Origin of the sequence: Thiocapsa sp. (assembly GCF_035467215.1) — a bacterium.
Taxonomy (GTDB): domain Bacteria; phylum Pseudomonadota; class Gammaproteobacteria; order Chromatiales; family Chromatiaceae; genus Thiocapsa.
This window is the reverse complement of the sequence record NZ_DATITZ010000368.1, coordinates 1-17354: the sequence shown is the minus strand read 5'-3', so window position 1 is coordinate 17354 and position 17354 is coordinate 1. Positions and strand designations below refer to the sequence as shown.

The 17354-nt window shown below is 65.5% G+C and carries 22 protein-coding genes and 2 pseudogenes; 12 read left to right on the top strand and 12 right to left on the bottom strand.

The features are described 5' to 3' along the window. Positions 1–249, bottom strand: a 249-nt coding sequence (locus VLR48_RS20125; protein ID WP_325293484.1) for a methyltransferase domain-containing protein, incomplete at its 3' end; no start/stop codon positions are given. A 70-nt stretch (positions 250–319) separates the two neighbouring features. Next, the gene (locus VLR48_RS20120; protein ID WP_325293483.1) at positions 320–457 is read right to left on the bottom strand and encodes a hypothetical protein; all 138 of its coding nucleotides are present in this window, start codon (positions 455–457) and stop codon (positions 320–322) included. 330 nt (positions 458–787) lie between these two features. Here VLR48_RS20120 and VLR48_RS20115 point away from each other — a divergent pair, with 330 nt between their 5' ends. The 10 genes from VLR48_RS20115 to VLR48_RS20070 all read left to right on the top strand — a co-directional run bounded on the left by VLR48_RS20115 (position 788) and on the right by VLR48_RS20070 (position 9151). Continuing rightward, the gene (locus VLR48_RS20115) at positions 788–1240 is read left to right on the top strand and encodes a DUF29 domain-containing protein (protein ID WP_325293482.1); all 453 of its coding nucleotides are present in this window, start codon (positions 788–790) and stop codon (positions 1238–1240) included. Between the two features lie 239 nt (positions 1241–1479). Further along, a complete protein-coding gene (gene glyA, locus VLR48_RS20110; protein WP_325293481.1) occupies positions 1480–2736 on the top strand; it encodes a serine hydroxymethyltransferase in 1257 nt (418 codons plus the stop codon). Continuing rightward, the gene (nrdR, locus tag VLR48_RS20105; RefSeq protein WP_232408493.1) at positions 2737–3249 is read left to right on the top strand and encodes a transcriptional regulator NrdR; all 513 of its coding nucleotides are present in this window, start codon (positions 2737–2739) and stop codon (positions 3247–3249) included. 59 nt (positions 3250–3308) lie between these two features. Next, entirely contained in the window at positions 3309–4436 is a 1128-nt protein-coding gene (ribD, locus tag VLR48_RS20100; protein ID WP_325293488.1) for a bifunctional diaminohydroxyphosphoribosylaminopyrimidine deaminase/5-amino-6-(5-phosphoribosylamino)uracil reductase RibD, read from the top strand. 133 nt (positions 4437–4569) lie between these two features. Beyond that, the gene (locus VLR48_RS20095; protein WP_325293480.1) at positions 4570–5244 is read left to right on the top strand and encodes a riboflavin synthase; all 675 of its coding nucleotides are present in this window, start codon (positions 4570–4572) and stop codon (positions 5242–5244) included. 129 nt (positions 5245–5373) lie between these two features. After that, positions 5374–6519, top strand: coding sequence for a bifunctional 3,4-dihydroxy-2-butanone-4-phosphate synthase/GTP cyclohydrolase II (gene ribBA, locus VLR48_RS20090; RefSeq protein ID WP_325293479.1), 1146 nt, complete (start codon positions 5374–5376; stop codon positions 6517–6519). 180 nt (positions 6520–6699) lie between these two features. Next, positions 6700–7170: a 6,7-dimethyl-8-ribityllumazine synthase gene (gene ribE / locus VLR48_RS20085; RefSeq protein ID WP_325293478.1), complete on the top strand. Its 471-nt coding sequence runs from the start codon at positions 6700–6702 to the stop codon at positions 7168–7170. Then, positions 7170–7664, top strand: coding sequence for a transcription antitermination factor NusB (gene nusB, locus VLR48_RS20080; RefSeq protein WP_325293477.1), 495 nt, complete (start codon positions 7170–7172; stop codon positions 7662–7664). The genes ribE and nusB overlap by 1 nt, the downstream gene beginning before the upstream one ends. A gap of 19 nt (positions 7665–7683) precedes the next feature. Next, the gene (gene thiL, locus VLR48_RS20075; protein WP_325293476.1) at positions 7684–8658 is read left to right on the top strand and encodes a thiamine-phosphate kinase; all 975 of its coding nucleotides are present in this window, start codon (positions 7684–7686) and stop codon (positions 8656–8658) included. Then, positions 8633–9151 carry a phosphatidylglycerophosphatase A gene (locus VLR48_RS20070; protein WP_325293475.1) on the top strand — a complete coding sequence of 173 codons (519 nt, stop codon included), beginning with the start codon at positions 8633–8635 and terminating at the stop codon, positions 9149–9151. The genes thiL and VLR48_RS20070 overlap by 26 nt, the downstream gene beginning before the upstream one ends. A gap of 312 nt (positions 9152–9463) precedes the next feature. On the opposite strand, the gene VLR48_RS20065 is transcribed toward VLR48_RS20070, so the two are convergent. The 10 genes and pseudogenes from VLR48_RS20065 to VLR48_RS20020 all read right to left on the bottom strand — a co-directional run bounded on the left by VLR48_RS20065 (position 9464) and on the right by VLR48_RS20020 (position 15503). Next, positions 9464–9934: a universal stress protein gene (locus VLR48_RS20065; RefSeq protein ID WP_325293474.1), complete on the bottom strand. Its 471-nt coding sequence runs from the start codon at positions 9932–9934 to the stop codon at positions 9464–9466. A 111-nt stretch (positions 9935–10045) separates the two neighbouring features. Beyond that, on the bottom strand, positions 10046–10603 hold the full coding sequence (locus VLR48_RS20060) for a hypothetical protein (protein ID WP_325293487.1): 558 nt from the start codon (positions 10601–10603) through the stop codon (positions 10046–10048). Continuing rightward, positions 10527–11330 (bottom strand): diguanylate cyclase domain-containing protein, encoded by an 804-nt coding sequence (locus tag VLR48_RS20055; RefSeq protein ID WP_325293486.1) that lies wholly within the window; start codon positions 11328–11330, stop codon positions 10527–10529. The genes VLR48_RS20060 and VLR48_RS20055 overlap by 77 nt, the downstream gene beginning before the upstream one ends. 34 nt (positions 11331–11364) lie before the next feature. Further along, on the bottom strand, positions 11365–11703 hold the full coding sequence (locus VLR48_RS20050; protein WP_325293473.1) for a PAS domain-containing protein: 339 nt from the start codon (positions 11701–11703) through the stop codon (positions 11365–11367). Beyond that, positions 11628–12398 (bottom strand): phosphate/phosphite/phosphonate ABC transporter substrate-binding protein, encoded by a 771-nt coding sequence (locus tag VLR48_RS20045; protein ID WP_325293472.1) that lies wholly within the window; start codon positions 12396–12398, stop codon positions 11628–11630. Before VLR48_RS20045 ends, VLR48_RS20050 begins: the two co-directional genes overlap by 76 nt. Before the next feature lie 77 nt (positions 12399–12475). Then, entirely contained in the window at positions 12476–12892 is a 417-nt protein-coding gene (locus VLR48_RS20040) for a YajD family HNH nuclease (protein WP_325293485.1), read from the bottom strand. Positions 12893–12958: 66 nt separating this feature from the next. Continuing rightward, positions 12959–13468 (bottom strand): annotated as a pseudogene (gene rrtA, locus VLR48_RS20035) (rhombosortase); the annotation flags it as partial. 153 nt (positions 13469–13621) lie between these two features. Further along, a complete protein-coding gene (locus tag VLR48_RS20030) occupies positions 13622–14437 on the bottom strand; it encodes a VWA domain-containing protein (RefSeq protein WP_325293471.1) in 816 nt (271 codons plus the stop codon). Next, a complete protein-coding gene (locus VLR48_RS20025) occupies positions 14427–15002 on the bottom strand; it encodes a VIT domain-containing protein (protein WP_325293470.1) in 576 nt (191 codons plus the stop codon). Before VLR48_RS20025 ends, VLR48_RS20030 begins: the two co-directional genes overlap by 11 nt. A gap of 18 nt (positions 15003–15020) precedes the next feature. Beyond that, a complete protein-coding gene (locus VLR48_RS20020) occupies positions 15021–15503 on the bottom strand; it encodes a DUF2939 domain-containing protein (protein ID WP_325293469.1) in 483 nt (160 codons plus the stop codon). A 194-nt stretch (positions 15504–15697) separates the two neighbouring features. On the opposite strand from VLR48_RS20020, the gene VLR48_RS20015 reads away from it, so the two are divergent. Together VLR48_RS20015 and VLR48_RS20010 are read left to right on the top strand one after the other, a co-directional pair. Beyond that, complete coding sequence (locus tag VLR48_RS20015; protein WP_325293468.1) at positions 15698–16993, top strand: multifunctional CCA addition/repair protein; 1296 nt, start codon at positions 15698–15700, stop codon at positions 16991–16993. A gap of 166 nt (positions 16994–17159) precedes the next feature. Continuing rightward, positions 17160–17354, top strand: a pseudogene (locus VLR48_RS20010) (Bcr/CflA family drug resistance efflux transporter); the annotation flags it as partial.

Below are 17354 nucleotides of genomic sequence, written 5' to 3'. Positions count from 1 at the left end.
GCCCATGTCGATCCCGGTCACCTCCGCACCGCGCAGCGCCATCGACTCGGAGAGGATGCCGCCGCCGCAACCCACATCCAGGACACGCTTGCCCGCCAACCCGCACGCCGCGCGCTCGATATAGTCCAGGCGCAGCGGATTTATCTCGTGCAACGCCTTGAACTCGCTGTGCGGATCCCACCAGCGCGAGGCCAGCTCCTCGAACTTGCTGATCTCGGCGTGATCGACGTTGTGGATGGTTTCGGTCATCGTCTGCGGCCCCGGCGGTGTGCTGTCGACATGTCAATGATGGCCATGTCGGTCTGATCGGGTCTCAATTCTACACCGCGAAGCCCCCGCGACGGATCAGCGTCGGACGCTCTCGGGCAAAAAAGTCGGGTGTGAGGATCTGCTCAAGCGCGTAAGGACAGGTGCGGGGAAAGGCTGTTTCGGGCAGACCCAATTCACGCGCGTTCATGCGCGGAATCCCGGACAGCCTGGGGATAGATCATCGCCAGCGCCGTGTCCAATGACGGACGTAAGCCCGGCATCGTTCGGTCCAGCCGAAGCGGCAGCCGGAATTCCTGCCGAGGCCGGTCGGATTTGCCGCCGTCGCTTCCCGAATCTATAGTCATGTCATCTCGACCGGTACGGATTCACGATTCTGGATCCGCAACGGCGACACCCCCGGGATAGTCGACTTGCAGTCGACCCGCGGGCCGAAAGGCCAGCGCACGATGTCGACTGCAAGTCGACTATCCCGGGAGCGGAGACCACCCCGCTCGAGACACCATCAAAGGACAGCGACGTGAGTACACCTCAAAGCTATGACAAAGACTTCTACGGCTGGCTGACCGACAACGTGGCCTTGATGCGCCGCGGTCAACTCGATCGGATCGACGTGGAGAACATCGCAGAGGAGCTCGAGGCCATGGCGAAGAGCGAAAAACGCGAGTTGTTGAGCCGCTTGGCTGTCCTCTTGATGCATCTCCTCAAATGGCACTACCAAGCGCCGAAAGGTTCGCGCAGCTGGCGTACGACGATCCTCGCGCAGCGCATGGACGTCTCCGAATTGCTGGAAGACAGTCCCGGCCTGCGTCCCTTCCTGATCGACAAGCTGCAAGCGGTCTACGAGAAAGCCAAGCTGAAGGCCGAGGACGAAACCGGGATCGATCGCCGGCAGTTTCCCGACCACTGCCCCTACGCGCTCGAGGACATCCTCGCTGCCGACTTTTTTCCAGGCGACGAGAGTGCTGACTAACCCGTGTTTCGCGCGATTTGATTTAGACATCCGACACTCCAGGGATCGTCGACTGGAAGTCGACGATCCCTGGACGGTTATCGCTCCGAGAGAGACCGATTCCGTTCAAACCCTTCCCTCCGCGGGATTGCCAATCCTCACGGCATACCTCACATAGCTTGCCCTGAGCGATCTAGACAGCGACGCTGGGCCGAAAAATCGATACACTGTGCGGCTTTGCGCCGCCTGGGGAACGAACGATGTTCGAGAAAAGCATGCAGATCAGCGACTATGATCCTGAGCTCTGGGGTGCAATCCAGAACGAGGAGCGCCGTCAGGAGGAGCACGTCGAGCTCATCGCCTCCGAGAACTACGCGAGCCCGCGTGTCTTGGCGGCTCAAGGCAGCGTCCTGACCAATAAGTATGCCGAAGGGTATCCGGGCAAGCGCTACTACGGCGGCTGCGAGTATGTCGACGTGGCCGAGCAGTTGGCGATCGATCGCGCCAAACAGTTGTTCGGCGCCGACTATGCCAACGTCCAGCCGCATTCCGGATCCCAGGCCAACGCGGCGGTCTTCATGGCCCTGTGCCAGCCCGGCGACACGGTTCTCGGCATGAGCCTGGCGCACGGCGGTCATCTGACCCACGGTGCCAAGCCGAACTTTTCGGGCAAGATCTACAACGCGGTCCAGTACGGACTGGATCCTGCGACCGGCGAGATCGACTACGCCGAGGTCGAGCGTCTGGCCTTTGATCATCGCCCCAAGATGATCATCGCCGGCTTCTCGGCCTATTCGCGGATCGTCGACTGGGCGCGCTTTCGGACCATCGCCGATGCCGTCGGTGCCTACCTGATGGTCGACATGGCGCATGTCGCGGGTCTCGTCGCCGCCGGCGTCTACCCGAGTCCGGTACAGATCGCCGACGTCACCACGACCACCACCCACAAGACCCTGCGTGGTCCGCGCGGCGGCTTGATCCTGGCGAAGGCCAACCCCGAGCTCGAGAAGAAATTCAACTCGCTGGTCTTCCCGGGCACCCAGGGCGGTCCCTTGATGCATGTGATCGCCGCCAAGGCGGTGGCCTTCAAGGAGGCGTTGGAGCCGAGCTTCAAGGTTTACCAGCAGCAGGTTTTGTTGAATGCCCAGACGATGGCCGAGGTCTTTCTCTCGCGCGGTTTCGACGTGGTCTCGGGCGGGACGAACGATCATCTCTTCCTGGTTAGCTTCATCGAGCAGGGTCTGACCGGTAAGGACGTCGATGCCTGGTTGGGTGCCGCCAACATCACGGTCAACAAGAACGCCGTGCCCAACGATCCACAATCGCCTTTCGTCACCAGCGGCATCCGTGTCGGCACCCCAGCGATCACCACGCGTGGTTTCGGGACCGACGAGGCGCGCGATCTGGCCGGCTGGATGTGCGATCTGATCGACGCCCGCGGCGATCAAGCCACCATCGATGCGGTCAAGACCAAGGTGCTGGCACTCTGCAAGCGCTTCCCCGTCTACGAGCGTTGAATGCGCTGCCCCTTCTGCGGCGCCCAGGACACCAAGGTGGTGGACTCGCGTCTTTCCGGTGAGGGCGACCAGGTGCGCAGGCGGCGCAAGTGCGTCGTCTGTCACGAGCGCTTCACGACCTTCGAGACGGCCGAGCTGAATCTGCCGCGGGTCGTGAAGCGCGACGGCAGCCGTGCGCCCTTCGACGGGCGCAAGCTGCGCTCCGGGATGATGCGGGCGCTGGAGAAACGGCCGGTGAGCACGGACGAGATCGACAGCGCCATGTGGCGGATCCAGCGCAAGCTGATGTCGAGCGGCGAGAGCGAGGTCCCGGCGCTGCGCATCGGCGAGCTGGTGATGGAGGAGCTGCGTCAGCTCGATCAGGTCGCCTACGTGCGCTTCGCCTCGGTGTATCGCAAGTTCGAGGACGTCGCCGCCTTCCGCGAAGAGATCGAGCGGCTCGAGCAGCAGCCCACGCCCGAGGTGAAACGCCAGCAGTTGGATCTGCTCCAGGAGCTGGAGCTCAAGCCTTGACGACCGGGTCGGATGACGCGCCGAGGGGCGGGGCGGCTCCGGGTGCCGACCATGCCTTCATGGCGCGAGCCGTTCAGCTCGCCGAGCTCGGGCGTTTCACGACCGACCCCAACCCGCGCGTCGGCTGCCTGATCGTCCGCGACGGTCACATCGTCGGCGAGGGATGGCACCGGCGCGCCGGCGAGCCGCATGCCGAGCGCCACGCACTGATCGAGGCGGGCGAGCGTGCCCGCGGCGCCACCGCCTACGTGACGCTGGAGCCGTGCTGTCATCAAGGCCGCACGCCGCCCTGTACCGACGGTCTGCTGGAGGCCGGGGTCGCTCGGGTGGTCTGCGCCATGGTGGATCCGAATCCGCTGGTCGCCGGGCGGGGGTTGCGACTGCTCGCTGAGGCCGGGGTTGCGGTCGAGACCGGCCTACTCGAGGCCGAGGCGCGCGCACTCAATCCGGGCTTCATCAAGCGGATGGAGCAGGGTCGTCCATACGTCCGATGCAAACTCGCGGCAAGCCTGGACGGGCGCACCGCGATGGCGAGCGGGGAGAGTCAATGGATCACCGGCGAGGCGGCGCGCCGCGACGTGCAGCGCCTGCGCGCCGGCAGCTCGGCGATCCTCACCGGGATCGGCACCCTGCTCGCGGATGATCCGAGCCTGAATGTTCGGCTCCGTGCAGAGGATCTGCCCGGGATGCGACCGGGCGAGGTGATTCGCCAGCCGCTGCGCGTGGTGGTCGACAGCCGCTGGCGCACGCCGCCGACCGCCCGCATCCTGACACTGCCGGGGACGACCCTGATCGTCGGTGCGGTCGACGACCCCCGGCGGATGGCCGAGCTGAAGGACGCAGGTGCCGAGGTGTCTCTCTGTCCAGGGGCCTCCGCGCAAGTCGACCTCGGTGCTCTCATGAGCGAGCTGGCCCGGCGCGAGATCAACGAGGTGATCCTGGAGACCGGGCCGACCCTCGCCGGGGCCGCCCTCTCTGAAGGCTTGGTCGACGAGATCCTCATCTACCTGGCCCCGCACCTAATGGGCGATGCGGGACGCGGTCTTTTCAGCCTGCCCGGACTCGATCGGATGCGCGATCGCATCCCCCTCGCGATCGTCGACGTCCGCGCCGTCGGCCGAGATCTTCGTATCACGGCCAGCCCCGATCCGACCAGCAGCGCTCGTAGCGCTCGTAGGTCGGGTTAGACGCGCCCGGTATGCGCTCTATGGATTTACTCCGAGGCTTAGGCGCGTCGTAACCCGACGTTTCCGGTCTGTCGAGACGCCGATCGTCGGGTTACGCTGCGCTAACCCGACCTACACTTGGGCCATTGAAAACATGTTCACCGGAATCATCCAATCCATCGGCCGGATCGAGCGGCTCGAACCGCGCGGCGGCGACGTGCGTCTCTCGATCGATGCCGGGAAGCTTGATCTTGCGCGCGCGGCGCTCGGCGACAGCATCGCGGTCAACGGCATCTGCTTGACGGCGGTCGAGTTGACGGGGCGCGGTTTTGCCGCGGATGTCTCGCGCGAGACCCTCTCGCTCACGACGCTCGGAACACTCGCGCCCGGCAGCGCGGTCAATCTGGAGCCGGCACTCACCTTGGCGACCCCGCTTGGCGGGCACCTGGTCAGCGGTCACGTCGACGGCGTCGGGCAGATCATCGAGCAGCGCGAGGATGCCCGGTCCTGGAGGCTGCGCATCCAGGCCCCGGCCGAGCTGGCACGTTATATTGCGCCGAAGGGCTCCATCTGCGTGGACGGTACCAGCTTGACCGTCAATCAGGTCGACGGCGCGATCTTCGAGCTGAACATCGTGCCTCACACCTTGACCGAGACCATCATCGGCGGCTACCGCAGCGGCACCCGGGTCAACCTGGAGGTGGACCTGATTGCCCGCTATTTGGAACGGCTGCTGTTGGACGATGCCGCTGCCGAGAGCGACCCGGCGAAGCCGGGGCTGACCATGGGGTTTCTCGCCCGGCATGGATTCGCGAGATCCAGCGATTGATCATCGGCTGCCGTAGTATGGGTAGAGCGCAGCGAAACCCATCCTCCGAACCGAGAGGGATTCGCCGACCGCTTCTCGGATCCTACTTTGCTAAACTAAACCGCTTTTCGCTCGGACGACATTTCAGTGATGGGTAATCCAGGCCTCCACACTACCGAAGAGATCATCGAGGAGCTCCGTGCGGGGCGGATGGTCGTGATCATGGACGACGAGGACCGCGAGAACGAAGGCGATCTGCTCATGGCTGCCGATCGCGTGACCCCGGAGGCCGTGAATTTCATGGCCAAGTACGGGCGCGGCCTCATCTGCCTGACCCTCAGCAAGGAGCACTGCGAGCGTCTGCGCCTGCCGATGATGGTCAGCGACAATCAGGCCGCCCATTCGACCGCCTTCACCGTCTCCATCGAGGCGGCCCGCGGCGTGACGACGGGCATCTCGGCGGCCGATCGGGCCACGACCATCCAGGCCGCGGTCGCGCCGGATGCGCAGCCGAAGGATCTGGTCCAGCCCGGACACATCTTTCCGCTCATGGCCCAACCGGGCGGGGTCTTGGTCCGGGCCGGGCACACCGAGGCCGGATGCGACCTCGCTCGGCTCGCCGGCTACAGTCCCGCCGCGGTGATCGTGGAGATCCTCAACGAGGACGGCTCGATGGCGCGCCGGCCCGATCTCGAAGCCTTTGCCGAGACCCACGGTCTGAAGATCGGCACCATCGCGGACCTCATCCACTACCGGGTACGGCACGAGAAGGCGGTCCTGCGCGAGTGCGAGTGCGAGCTGCGTACGGATCACGGGACCTTCCGCCTGGTGGCCTACAGGGATAGTATCGACAACGAGATCCATCTGGCCTTAACCCTCGGCGAGATCAGCCCGGAGCGCCCGACCCTGGTCCGGGTGCATCTGCAAAACACCCTGTGCGACCTCTTCGGTACGCGTCACAACGCCTGCGGTTGGCCTTTGCAGGACGTAATGCGACAGGTCGCGGCCGAGGGCGAGGGCGTGATCGTGGTGCTGCGCAACCGCGACAGCGCCGCCGACCTGCTGGCGCGTCTGAAGGACTTTCAGCTCCATGACGAGGACGACGTGGTGCCCGCACGCCGCCAAGATCGCAATGCCCTGCGGACCTACGGGATCGGCGCCCAGATCCTCTCGGATATTGGCGTGCGCAAGATGCGCGTCATGAGTGCGCCCAAGGCGATGCACGCCATCTCGGGTTTCGATCTGGAGGTCGTGGAGTACACCGGGGGGAGGACGGCGAGCGGTCCGGCGAGCTGAGCCTTGGCGGACGCCGAGACGGATAGCGAGAGCCGCAAAGGCGCAGAGGACGCAAAGGATGACGAGGTGGCGATGCAGGATTCGCCGAAACCGCGTCGATAAGAACAGCTTCCAAGAATTCGGTTTGAAACCCTTCGCGCCCCGTGCGCCTGTGCGGTTTGAATCGAGACGAGCTAACCGATGAGTATCAAGACGATCGAGGGCGTCATGCGCGCCGACAATGCGCGCTTCTGCCTTGTGGTGTCGCGCTGGAACAGTTTCGTGGTCGAGGCGCTGGAAAAAGGCGCCATCGACACGCTCAAGCGCCACGGTGCGACGGATGACGGGCTGACGATTGTGCGCGTGCCCGGCGCCTTCGAGATGCCGGTGACCATCGAGCGTATCGCCGCCAAGGGCAGCTTTGATGCCATCCTGGCGCTGGGTGCGGTGATCCGCGGCGGCACGCCGCACTTCGAGTACGTCGCCGGTGAGTGCGTCAAGGGCATGGCCCAGGTCAGCCTTAAATACGCCATCCCGGTTGCCTTCGGCGTGCTCACAGTGGACACCATCGAGCAGGCGATCGAACGTGCCGGCACCAAGGCCGGCAACAAGGGCGCCGAAGCGGCCATGTCCGCCATCGAGATGGTTGACCTCTTGCGGCAGCTCGATTGATGACGATCAATCCCCGCAGTCAGTCACGCCGCTATGCCGCCTTGGCGCTCTATCAATGGCGGCTGACCGGCGAAGATCCGATGGAGATCAAACGCCATCTCCTCGATGACCCCGAGTGGCTCGATGCCGTCGCCGGCTCGCTGAACGGGTCCGAGGACGACGCCCCGCCCGATTCCAAGGAGCGGTTCAATTTCAACATGGAGCTTTTGGATCAACTGCTCACGGGCGTTCCGGTCCATGTGACCGAGATCGATGCGCAGCTCGACCGAGTCCTCGACCGACCCATCAGTCAGGTCGATCCGGTGGAGCTTGCGATCCTGCGTCTCGGCGCCTTCGAGATCCTCTTCTCCGACTCCATTCCGGATCGCGTCGCCATCAACGAGGCGGTCGAGCTGACCAAGCTGCTCGGCGCCCACGAGGGGCACAAGTACGTCAACGGCGTGCTCGACAAGGTCGCGCGCACCCATGCGGCGGCGTCGGGTCGGCCGGTCTAGGCGCGCGTGACATTGCAGGATGGATGAAGGATCGCGATCCGAGTTCGACCTGATCGGTCGCTTCTTCGCCGATCTCGGTACGCCCCGCGCCGATGTCCTGCTCGGCGTCGGCGACGACTGTGCCTTGCTCGAGGTCCCGGCCTGCCTGAGCCTGGCGGTCAGCATCGACACCTTGGTCGCGGGGGTCCACTTCTTCCACGACTGCGATGCCGAGGCCCTCGGACACAAGTCCCTGGCCGTCGGGCTCAGCGATCTGGCCGCGATGGGCGCCGCGCCCGCTTGGGCGACGCTGGCCTTGACCCTGCCCGAGCGCGACGACGACTGGCTCGCGGCATTCGCGCGCGGCTTCGGCGACTTGGCCCGAACCTACGGGGTGCGCTTGGTCGGCGGCGATACCACGCGCGGTCCATTGAGCGTGACCGTGCAGGTCCATGGTCTGGTGCGCCACGGCGCGGCGGTGCGGCGCGACGGCGCCCGCCCCGGCGATCTCGTCTGGGTCAGCGGGACGCTGGGCGATGCCGGGCTTGCGCTCCGGCTCATGCGCGAGGGCGGTCCGGTCGATTCGGCTCTGCGGGAGCGACTGGAGCGCCCGGATCCATGCGTCGCACTCGGAACCGCCTTGCGCGGGATCGCCACGGCCATGATCGATCTCTCGGATGGTTTGGCCGGGGACCTCGGTCACATCCTTGCGGCATCCGGTGTCGGGGCCGAGATCGACCTTACGGCCTTGCCGCTGTCTCCCGCCGTGGCAAGCCGGATCGCATCCGAGGGCGATTGGTCGCTGCCGTTGTCGAGCGGCGATGACTACGAGCTGTGTTTCTGCGCGCCGCCCGAGCAGGCAGCGTTGATCGCATCAATGGCGGCGGGGCTCGGTTGCACGCTTACTGCCGTCGGCATCATCGGTGCGCAGCCCGGATTGATCCTGAGGGGGCCGGACGGGATCCCGACAAGCCTTTCGAGTGTCGGTTATGACCACTTCTCGAACAACACCTGACGGCACGCCCCGAAGCGGCTTCAAGTCCGGCTTCAATCCGCGACGCATCCATCACTGGATCGCCTTCGGTTTCGGCTCGGGATTGGCTCCGCTTGCGCCCGGAACAGTCGGCACGCTCGCGGCGATCCCGCTCTATCTGCTGCTCAGCCCTTTGGCCTGGCCCTTCTATGTCGGTCTGCTGGTCCTCTTCACTCTCGTCGGGATCTGGGCCTGCGATCGCACCGCACGCGATCTGGACTCGAAAGACCCCTCGGCGATCGTCTGGGACGAGTGGGTCGGTTTTCTCCTGACCATGGTCGCCGCGCCGGCCGGATGGCTCTGGATCCTCGCCGGCTTCGTCCTCTTCCGGCTCTTCGATATCTGGAAACCCTGGCCCGTGCGGGTCGCGGACCGCAAGGTGCCCGGCGGCCTCGGGATCATGCTCGACGACCTGATCGCCGGGGCGATGGCCGCGATACTCCTGGCTCTTGCCGCCGCGTGGATGCCGATCTGAAGTGGCAGCCCAAGCAACCGCCGGTGGCCGTGCTCTCGCCGACGCCGACCCGCGAGACGGGTAGCTGCCCGGCGTGAATCCAGGTTCAAGGCTCTCGTCTTGATCTCCCCGACTCCTGAGCAACGATTCAATCGCAAGTGATCCATCTTCGCCCCTCTCCCCTCGCGGGAGAGGGGTTGCGGAGAGGGGGAGAATGAACCGCGATGGCTAAGGTGTTTCTCAACCGTTACTAAACCGAGGCAGCGCCGACGGTGAAGGTCTCACCCGAGGCCCGACTCACCCGATGAACTCGTCAAGCACCCCGGCCGCGGTTTAGCCGGCCTCCTCGATCTTCACGCACAGCACGTCGCAGGTCGGGTTGCGCAGAACGGAGCGCGCCGTGGAGCCGAAAAGCCCCAAGAACCCGTGCCGTCCGCGGCTGCCGATGACGACGAGGTCGACAGCCAGCTCTCCCGCGACCTCGTCGATCGTGCGCCCGGTTGGACCGACACGCACCAGGCGATCGGCGATCGGCACATCCAGGCGTTCGCCCACGACATCGATCTCCCGCCGGGCGATCGCCAAGAGCTCCTCTTCCAGATCCAGGTTCTCCGGGACGGCGACGTCGCCGGCATAACCCACCGGCATGTACTCCATCGTCGGCGGGACGTGCTCGACGACATGCAGCAGAAAGAGCCGCGCACCGAGCAATGCTTTGAGCCGCTGCGCGCGTGCGACGACCGGCTCGCTTTCCTTCTCGAAATCCACCGCGAGCAACAGGCGTTGATAGTCGTGGTTGTCCATCGCATACCTCGCTGACGGGTTTAGGGTCGTTGCGGTCACCGACTGAAGTGTAATCGGCTTTTGCCCGTTCCGCTGGCCGTGGCCGGTCCCCGAGGGGGCGAGGAGCCCCGGTCAGATGCTCCGGAGATCCAAGCTCTCGCACTCGGCGAGAGGATCGATGTGATCCAGCAACTCAGTGCAGGCTGCCTGCAGCTGGGGCAGCTGCACGCGTGCGGCGGAAGTGTCGCCGTGCTTGAGACGTGCGCCGATCTCCTCGGCGATCCGGTGCGCGCGTCGATCGATATCGTCCATCACTTTGAAGTCCGGAAGATCGGCGTAGCGACGCTCGCCGATCCCTCGAGACCATTTGCTGAAGGGGCAATGCACGGCATCGACGATCTCGACGGCGTCGGCCCATCCGGTCTCGACCGCTGCGCTCAAGATGCGGAACCAGCGGCGGTGAATGATGCCGGCGATGACGAGTGTGTCATCGCAGTCGGTGCAGTGCTGCTTCGGCAGATCACGCCAGAGTCCGGCCGCGTGCCATGCGTCGACCCACGCCGGCAGGTCTTCGGCCGGCATCGGGCGCGCGATGCCGAATCCCTGGCCTTGATCACAACCGAGCTGGCGCAGCCCAAGCCAATCGTCCATCGTTTCGAGCCCCTCCGCGATCACGTTGCGGTCGAAGATCTTGGCGAGTCTGATGAGATGCTCGACGACGCCCAGGGCGTTCGGATCCGTCCACGATCGTCAGGAAGTCGGTCGGGTGAAGCAGCCCGCGCCCGGGGTGTTGCCAGCGGATCAGGGCCTCGGCGCCGACGATATCGCCCGTGCCGAGATCCACCTTGGGTTGGTAATGGAGCACCAGCTCGTTGCGCTCGATCGCGTCGCGAAAGTGTTTCAAATCGTCGATGCGGGCCACCAACGCTTGGTCTTGTGCGACATCGAAGAGATGGATCCGATCACGGCCGAGCTCCTTGGCGCGATACATGGCCTGCGTGGCATGCCTCAACAGGGTCTCCGAGTCGCCCTCGTCCTCCGGGAAGATCGTCAAGCCCAGGCTGGCGGAGATGCGGATCGCCTCGCCGTTGTCGATCATGGGTATCGCGAGCTGGGTCAGAAGGTGCTCGATGGCCGGAGATGCCGCCTCGGGGTGCGGGAGGGCGTCCATCAGGAGCGCGAATTCGTCGCCGTCGATGCGCGCGAGGGTGTCGCCGGGACGCAGCGTCGCTCGCAGACGCGATGCGATCTCGGCCAGGATCCGATCGCCGCGGGCGTGCCCGTAGCGCTCGTTGACGACGCCGAAGCGATCCAAATCCAAGAAACCCAACGCGAGATGGCTCTGATCGCGGCATGCGCGCAAGCGCAATTGCTCCAGACGTTCGAGCATCAGCGTGCGGTTCGGCAGTCCGGTCAGGGTGTCGTAGTAAATGGCGCGGAAGAGGGCTTCTTCATGGTCCCTCAGATGGGTCAGGTCCCTCCCGACCGGTCATCGCCAGCGCGGCCGGATTGGCGTAGAGAAAACGAGAGTCGAGTCCGCTCGTCCAGATCCCTTCGGCCGCATATAAAGTGATGCTGCGCAGGTCGTGCTCGATGCGCTTGCGATCGGTGATGTCGTGGCCGATTCCGCGCACGCCGATGAGCGTGCCGTCGGCATCGTGCATGGCCAGCTTGGTGGTCTCCAGCAGCTCGCGATGGCCGTCCCGAGCGAAGGTCACCCACTCCTCGCTCGTGCAGGGTCCGTCCGCGCGCATGGCGCGGCGATCAGCGCAATGCGATGCTGCGCCCAAAGGTCGTGCCAGCCGATCGGCGTCAGATGCTCGAACGGCGGCATCCGATTGGTCAGTCGACCCTCGTGCTGCATTTGCTCGATGACGCCGGTGCGGACAAAGCCGGCGTCCGCCGCGCCGGAGAGGACCGCCGCGATCGTGCGATCATGCGGCGCGCCGACGACCCTAAGATCGATCTGCTCCGGTCCGATCCCTCGGGCCTTCAATTCAGTCATGGGTGCGGCATAGCCGCCCAGGTTGTAAAGACCGCTCAGCGCGATGCGCTTGTCGATCAGGTCCTCCAGGCCGTCGATGTCGTCGCGGTCCTCCGCCGTAAAAATCACCCCGCCCAACACGGCCAGTGCGAGATCGCCCTCCCGCCGCACCAGGGTGGCGATTGCGCCGCTGAGGAGGTTATTCGAGCGGATGGCGATGTAGTGCGCCGGATTGGTCAAGACCAGATCCAGCTCGCCGCGCTGGGCCGCCTGCTCGAGAGCCTCGGGCTCGAGGATCTTCAGACTGATCCGGTAGCCGGGCAGCGTGCGTTCAAGATAGTCCGCGAGCGGGCGCCATTGCGGGAGCATGACCGCTTCGGGTCGGTACGCGGAGATCCCGAATGCGAGTGTCTTCTCCGCCGCCAGAGCGTGTGTGCCGGTGGCGCAGGCCGTCAGCACAAGCGAGAGCATCAGGCCGAATCCCATGTTCTGCAGTCTCAAGGTACCGACATCCTTCGCGGCAGATACTCCGCGCTGACCAGACGATCCAGCGAATCGGGTCGCTCGAGCAAACCCCGTCAGGCGTCTTTCTTCAGGAGATCGGCCAGCCCTTCGAAGGGGTTGTGTGTCGTCTGTTTTCCCGCCACGCCCGGCTTGGCGACCCGGCCGCCGGCCAGGGAGGCTAGGTGCTCCTCGTACTTCTGGTGCTCGTTGTCGTGGCAGTAGATGCAGAGCAACTCCCAGTTGCTGCCGTCGGGCGGGTTGTTGTCGTGGTTCATGTCCTTGTGATGGACGGTCAGCTCGCGCAGGTTCTCGCGGGTGAAGGTGCGTGCGCACCGCCCGCAGACCCAGTCGTAGAGCTTTAGCGCCTGCTCGCGATAGCCGGCGGCGCGATCGTCGCTGGCCTTGCGGGCGTCGGCGACCACGCGATCGAGTTTGGCGCTGTCGATGGGTTTGCCGGTCTTGCCGTGACGCGGACCGCTGCTCGAGGTCATCGAGGTGTTCTCTTCTGGCGGATTGACGATGTCGGCAATCTTAGCCTTTCTTGCCATTGCCGACATGACCCCGATCAGAAAGCCGGCCGCATGGGCGGTGGGAACGGATGCCCAGGCCGTATCGGTGAAGACGGCCCCACCGGTGAGACACTCGAGCATGATCTCGGCCGCGACGGCGAGGGCGAAGAGGATCGGGAGAGGGTCGCGCGGCTCGGCTCGCCATGCCGCAACCAATCCGGCTCCGACGATCAGATTGACGATGCCGGAGAGACCGCAATAGGCGGCGACGCGGGGCTCCAGCAGCATGACCGCTCCGAGGATGCTCGGCATGCCGAGCAACAGGAGCGTGGTCATCCGGCCTCGCAGCACCGGCTCGTACAGCCAACCGACCAGAAGGAGGCCTGCGACATCCAGGATGAGATGAGACGGGTCGCTGTGTGCGAGATGGGCCGAGAAGGCACGCCAGGGCTCGGCCGCGAGCGGTATCGAGCGGTCGAGGATCAGTTCGTCCGGAACCGGTCCGAGGATCAGATAGACGCCGGCAGCCGCGAGGGCGAGGGCGAGCGTCCAGGGCATCCTGGTTGTCATGACGGTGGCTCCGAGACCCCGTAGGTCGGGTTAGGCGCGCTTGGGATGAGTTTTCGGATCCGCTCAGAGGCTTAAGCACGCCGTAACCCGACGTTGGCAGGGGCAATGTCGGATGACGCTGCGCTGATCCGACCTACGGTCTTACGCGTTTGCGGGCCGGCGGCGGATCACGAGGATCGCGGCGACGCCCAGGTCGCGAACGGCGTCTTCCATGTCGGCGTCCGGGCCGAAGTTCTCGATCTCGCGCTCCATCTCGCGGATGCGGTCGTAGGCCCAGAGGCGCTCCAGCTCGGGGTTTGCGGTCGATTGGGCCGGGAAGGCGAAACGCCCGCGGTAGTGGGTCTCGGCGCCCGAGAGGCGACCGCTCAGGGTCAGCGTGGCTTCGCCGTCGCCCCAATAGTGCCCGAGGAACATCAGCTGCTGGCCGCGATAGAGCGATCCGGGCCGGGCCGGGGTGAGATCCGTCGTCCGCACCCCGTCGATCTCGAGCCGGATGCCGTGCAGGGCGGCATGGGTCAGCTTGCTCGATGCGGCGAGGATCTCGCCGACGTTCGCCACACCGTCGGTCACCAGGATGATGCCGCTGGTGCGGTCGGCGTCGACCCGATCCAGACCGAGCTGTAGACCGGAGTAGAGGTCGGTCCCGCCGTTGGGCTGCTCGGCGGCGATCCGATCGGCCCATTCGCGCACGCTCTCGGCCGTCGCCGGTACATAGCCGCCGGTCAACTCGCGTGCGCTGTTGTTGAAGGCGACGATGCGGAAGCGGTCGTCCGGGCGGAGCTTCCCGAGCGCCTGTTGGATCCCTTCGGCCAGGGTGCCGTATTTGCCCTGCATCGAGCCGGAGAGATCGAGCGCGAAGACCCAATCCGCGCCTTGGCTGATCGGCTGAAGGTCATCGCCCGGGGTGAGGGTCAGCAGAAAGGTGCCGCGACCGGTGGGATCGGGTTTATAGGTCACGAGATCGAGGATAGCCCGAGCGCAGGCGCAGATCGAAGCGGAAGCGATCCTGCACCTCGGTGCTCGCCCTCCAGAAGGCGAGCTTGGCCTCGTCCACGCCGCCTTCTTCCAGCGGATACACATAGCGCCCGATCCCGTGATCGATCGCGATCGGCTGCAGATAGACGAAGCGGACGCGCGTGTCCTGCCCGGCCCGCACCGGTGCGACGCGGATGTCGAAGGTTCGGTAGGCGTTCTTGACGGCGATGCCGGCATCGCGTCCGGCGGCGCGCTCGCTCCGGTAGACCTCCTCGGCGCGCTCTTTCGGAAGCACCTCGCCGGTGATGGGTTTGCCGTCGATCCAGACCGCGACCTCCGCCACCGTGCCCTGCTCGGGCACCGGGAAGGAGTAGGTCGCTTCGAGATCTTGGGCATGCGGGTTGTCAAAGACCTGCTCGACGGTCGTGACGGCGTAGCCGTCCTGAACAAGGACATCGACCTGGTGATCACGGATCGCGAGGGCGGGCAGGGAGCCTTCGCTCGGGGTCGAGAGCCCAGTGGCCTGACTGACCGATATCGTGAACAAGAGGACGGCGGCACCGACTCAGTCGATGATATCGGTGATCTTCCAGTCCGTGCCCTGCAGCGTCATCCGCACATGCGTGGTCGAACGGCCCAAATCGCCGATGCGGATCAGGAAGCGGTTGTAGGATTCGAAGAAGGCGAAGTCGATCCCGCCGAGCAGATAGGGCGGACTCTGGCCGGTGGCTCGCGTGACCGCGCCGCGTAGGGTGTCGCGCACCCAAGGCAGGGTGATCGCCTGCTCGAGCGCCGAGTCGCCGAGGCGGTCGACGTTCTGGCGGATCCAGCTCATGACGCTTTCCGGATCGCCCGAGGGGAAGATGCCGTCCACGCCCGCGTTGACCCGTGCCTTATAATTGGCACGGATTGCCGGCAGGTCCACCATGGTGGCGAGCTGAGCCGTGCCCTCTTGATTGATCGCCTCGTCGAGACGGAAGACCGTGAAATAGGGCCAGATGCCGTAGCCGATCAGCGCGAACAGGATCAGATATCCAAAAAGTCGCATGGTCTTCGGGTCTCAGGTGATGAAACGGACCGTGAATTCTACCCGCAAGCCTTTGCCCGGTATAATCCCGCGACAAGACAGACCGCACAGATGAAGCCAGCCTTGCACACCGCGCCCCCCGCTCGAGAGGTTCCCCGCACCCGCGTCGCTCTCCGCTCCGGTGCCGATGCGTTCTCGCGCGTCGGCCCCTCGCCGTGAGCGCCACCGAGGGTCTGCGGATCTATCTGGTCGGCGGCGCCGTGCGCGACCGCCTGCTCGGGCGCGCGGTCGGCGAGCGCGATTTCGTCGTGGTCGGCGCGACACCCGATGAGCTTCTCTCCCGCGGTTTTCAGCAGGTCGGCAAGGACTTCCCCGTCTTTCTGCATCCACAGACCAAGGACGAGTACGCCTTGGCGCGCACCGAGCGCAAGACCGCGCCCGGCTATCACGGCTTCGCGGTGCACGCGGACCCGGACATCACGCTCGAGGAGGACCTGCAGCGCCGCGATCTCACCATCAATGCGCTCGCCGAGGATCCATCCGGTATCCTGATCGATCCCTACGGAGGGCTTGCGGACCTCCAGGCGCGCGTCTTGCGGCATGTCTCCCCGGCCTTTGCGGAAGACCCGGTCCGGATCCTGCGTCTCGCCCGCTTCGCGGCCCGCTTCGACGACCTCGGCTTCCGTGTCGCGCCCGAGACCATGGCTCTGATGCGCGAGATGGTCGCGGCCGGGGAGGTCGATGCCCTGGTCCCGGAGCGGGTCTGGCAGGAGCTGGCGCGCGCGCTTTGCGAGGATCGACCCTCGCGTTTCTTCGAGGTGCTGCGCGAGTGCGGCGCACTGGTGCGGCTGCTGCCCGAGGTCGATCGACTCTGGGGCGTACCCCAACCGGCGAAGTGGCATCCGGAGGTCGACACCGGCGTTCACGTCATGCTGGTGATCGACATGGCCGCGCGGCTGTCCCCCGATCTCGGGGTTCGCTTCGCGGCCCTCTGTCACGACCTCGGCAAGGGCACTACGCCGGCGGAGATACTGCCGAGCCATCGGGGTCACGAGGAACGCAGCGTCGATCTACTCGAAGCCGTCTGCGAGCGTCTGCGTGTCCCCGTGCGCTTTCGCGAGCTCGCCCGCATCACGGCGCGCTACCACGGCCTCGTCCACAAGGTCGACGAGCTGCGCGCGACGACCATCCTCGATCTCCTGGAAGGCGCCGACGCCTTCCGTCGGCCGGAGCGCTTCCACCGGATGCTGACCGCCTGCGAGGCCGATTTTCGGGGCCGCACCGGCTATGCCGATCGCGAGTATCCGCAGGGCGAGACCCTGCGTCGGTTGCAGGCTGCCGTCGCGGCCGTGGATGTCGGCGCCGTCGCCCGCGCCGCACGCGAGCCGCGACTCATCCCGGAGCACATCCGCGCGGCACGCGTCTCTGCCTTGAAGATGGCCATGCGAAGCGGATCGGAAATCTCCCCCGGCTCTTCAATCCTTCAAGACGAGTCCGACACGAATGGGTAGAGCGCAGCGAAACCGGTCATCCCCGGGCGGCGTCGACTGAAGCGAGTCCACCGCCACTCAGTGCGGGTTTTCCAGCAGCCAGTCGGTGAAGAAAGACAGCGCCGCGTCTCTTTTAACCACTCTTCCTTTTCTCTGCGGCCTGCGGGCGCAGCGGCCCGGAGGGCCCATGCAGATTCGCCTCTCGACGCTCCTCACGCTTGGTCTGCTCTCCGGCCTGACGCCCTTTGCCATAGACATGTATCTGCCGAGCCTGCCGGCGATTGCGCGGGATCTGGACTCGACGATCGAGCTGGCTCAGCTCAGCGTCACTGCCTATCTGGCGGTCTTCGCGCTGGCTCAGTTGGTGATCGGGCCGGCCTCG

Excerpts from the sequence above, each read along its gene's own strand:
- VLR48_RS20120 (WP_325293483.1), bottom strand. The coding sequence starts at position 457 with ATGAACGCGCGTGAATTGGGTCTGCCCGAAACAGCCTTTCCCCGCACC.
- glyA (WP_325293481.1), top strand. The coding sequence starts at position 1,480 with ATGTTCGAGAAAAGCATGCAGATCAGCGACTATGATCCTGAGCTCTGG.
- nrdR (WP_232408493.1), top strand. The coding sequence starts at position 2,737 with ATGCGCTGCCCCTTCTGCGGCGCCCAGGACACCAAGGTGGTGGACTCG.
- ribD (WP_325293488.1), top strand. The coding sequence starts at position 3,309 with ATGGCGCGAGCCGTTCAGCTCGCCGAGCTCGGGCGTTTCACGACCGAC.
- VLR48_RS20095 (WP_325293480.1), top strand. The coding sequence starts at position 4,570 with ATGTTCACCGGAATCATCCAATCCATCGGCCGGATCGAGCGGCTCGAA.
- ribBA (WP_325293479.1), top strand. The coding sequence starts at position 5,374 with ATGGGTAATCCAGGCCTCCACACTACCGAAGAGATCATCGAGGAGCTC.
- ribE (WP_325293478.1), top strand. The coding sequence starts at position 6,700 with ATGAGTATCAAGACGATCGAGGGCGTCATGCGCGCCGACAATGCGCGC.
- nusB (WP_325293477.1), top strand. The coding sequence starts at position 7,170 with ATGACGATCAATCCCCGCAGTCAGTCACGCCGCTATGCCGCCTTGGCG.
- thiL (WP_325293476.1), top strand. The coding sequence starts at position 7,684 with ATGGATGAAGGATCGCGATCCGAGTTCGACCTGATCGGTCGCTTCTTC.
- VLR48_RS20070 (WP_325293475.1), top strand. The coding sequence starts at position 8,633 with ATGACCACTTCTCGAACAACACCTGACGGCACGCCCCGAAGCGGCTTC.
- VLR48_RS20065 (WP_325293474.1), bottom strand. The coding sequence starts at position 9,934 with ATGGACAACCACGACTATCAACGCCTGTTGCTCGCGGTGGATTTCGAG.
- VLR48_RS20040 (WP_325293485.1), bottom strand. The coding sequence starts at position 12,892 with ATGACCTCGAGCAGCGGTCCGCGTCACGGCAAGACCGGCAAACCCATC.
- VLR48_RS20020 (WP_325293469.1), bottom strand. The coding sequence starts at position 15,503 with ATGCGACTTTTTGGATATCTGATCCTGTTCGCGCTGATCGGCTACGGC.